This window comes from Escherichia sp. 94.0001 (assembly GCF_013369155.2).
GTDB lineage: Bacteria > Pseudomonadota > Gammaproteobacteria > Enterobacterales > Enterobacteriaceae > Escherichia > Escherichia coli_F.
This window is the reverse complement of record NZ_JABWMS020000148.1, coordinates 1-1988: the sequence shown is the minus strand read 5'-3', so window position 1 is coordinate 1988 and position 1988 is coordinate 1. Positions and strand designations below refer to the sequence as shown.

Below are 1988 nucleotides of genomic sequence, written 5' to 3'. Positions count from 1 at the left end.
GTCTGCGCCGGTTCAGTAAATTAGAAAAGAAACATTTGTCAGCGCCAGTGATATAAGGCGTAACGGCTAACAATCTTGGCGTTGATACATTCCGAGCAAATAACCGAAGTGTTACTTTTAGTGACGGGGTTATCCAATACTTTTCTAGTCAGTGTTTAGTATTTATGCAAGCGATGTAAGTAGTAACCGCTTAGACTATTGACATTCATGATGCCTGTTAATTCAAATTTCAGGTATGATCTGTCATTTATTGTTGTGATACTGATTCTGCTAGGTTGGCATAACTGTCCTGCAAATCATTGTTCAAAAAAAGAAAGCTCCTACAAACTGTATCCTGTATCTCTACCAGAAGATAAGATACTTTGTTATTTTTGTGCATAAGCTCACATAAAAATAATATTAATTATGTTTTCTTAGCGATAGAAAAATAAACAGGTAAGCAGAAGACGGACTTTTTTAATGCGAAAACGTATTCTTTTTATTGGCCCTCCGCTGTACGGTTTGTTATACCCATTGATTTCTCTGGCTCAGGCCTTTCGTGTAATCGGACATGATGTAGTAATTAGTAGCGCTGGCAAATTCGCGAATAAAGCAGCAGAAGCTGGACTGGTTGTTTTTGATGCAGTTCCAGGTTTAGATTCAGAGGCTGGATATCGCCATCAGGAAGAGTTGAGGAAAAAAAGTAATATTATTGGTCATTTCTCTTTTTTTAGCGATGAAATGGCAGATAACCTCATCGATTTTGCAGGAAAATGGAGGCCAGATTTAATAGTCTATCCCCCGCTTGGTCCGGCAGGCCCATTGGTTGCTGCTAAATATAGAATTCCTTCAGTGATGCTGGCTGTTGGATTCGCGCATACATCTGCCCATATTCAGATGTTAAACCGTTCTTTAAGCAATGCTTACAGGCGGCATGGAGTCAGCGGTCCACTATGTGATTTAGCATGGATTGATGTTGCTCCCCCAAGTATGAGCATTCTTAAAAATGCTGGAGAACCGGTTATCTCAATGAGATATATTCCTTATAACGGAGGTGCTGTAAAGGAAACATGGTGGGACAGGGATTCTGATCGGAAACGTTTACTCATCAGCCTTGGCACTGTAAAACCAATGGTTGATGGTCTGGAGCTGATTTCATGGGTTATGGATTCAGCAAATGAAGTTGATGCTGATATCATTTTGCAACTTGCAATAAATGCTCGTACTGGATTACGAAAACTACCATCAAATGTACGTCTGGTTGACTGGATACCTATGGGTGTATTCCTTAATGGAGCTGATGGATTTATTCATCACGGTGGCGCAGGTAATACCCTGACAGCGCTGTATAGTGGAATACCACAGATTGTGTTTGGAGAAGGTGCAGATCGCTCTGTTAATGCAGAAATTGTTGCGAAGCGTGGGTGTGGGATTATTCCGGACAAGCATGGACTGACCAGTGATTTGGTAAATCGCCTGCTTTATGATGATTCACTACGCTTCTGTTCAGATCAGGTAGCCGCTGAAATGGCTGAACAACCCACTCCTGCAGAGATCGCAGAGGTTTTGATGAGAAAATTAAAAAACAACGGGAAACAATTGTAGCGTATTGCTGAAATTTTCAACGAGAAATGTTATGAGTAATATAATGTCCTTCATCACATAAATGAAGGACATCACTAAATAAATGAGACAGTCTCCCATAATAATATTGCAGAAAGAGTTATCGGACGATAAAACGATATTTTACACAGAGTTATTATTTGATACCATCCTGCAATTATGATTTGCTAATTCATCAATAATTGCTCCGCGCCACCAAGCATAATCGTGACCACCGGTATAGACAGTGAGGTTACTTTCCAAACCAGCTGCGATTAACGAATGATGCAATCGCTGAACATGTGAGACGGTTGTACCTTCTAAAGAACCGACTCCAAGTCGGATATTTACATCTTTCGGAGGCGCTGAAAGTATCTGCTCACTTACCCAGGAGGTATTATTCTCAG

2 protein-coding genes are annotated in these 1988 nt (G+C 40.6%); one reads left to right on the top strand and one right to left on the bottom strand.

Annotated features, from left to right (window positions below; translation table 11 throughout):
• The first annotated feature begins 459 nt into the window (after window positions 1-459).
• The gene (locus HEN33_RS24745; RefSeq protein WP_183083501.1) at window positions 460-1584 is read left to right on the top strand and encodes a nucleotide disphospho-sugar-binding domain-containing protein; all 1125 of its coding nucleotides are present in this window, start codon (window positions 460-462) and stop codon (window positions 1582-1584) included.
• A 141-nt stretch (window positions 1585-1725) separates the two neighbouring features.
• Here HEN33_RS24745 and HEN33_RS24740 read toward each other — a convergent pair.
• Window positions 1726-1988: alpha/beta hydrolase-fold protein (locus tag HEN33_RS24740; RefSeq protein ID WP_242460324.1), on the bottom strand; the 263-nt coding region annotated here is incomplete at its 5' end.

Excerpts from the sequence above, each read along its gene's own strand:
- HEN33_RS24745 (WP_183083501.1), top strand. The coding sequence starts at position 460 with ATGCGAAAACGTATTCTTTTTATTGGCCCTCCGCTGTACGGTTTGTTA.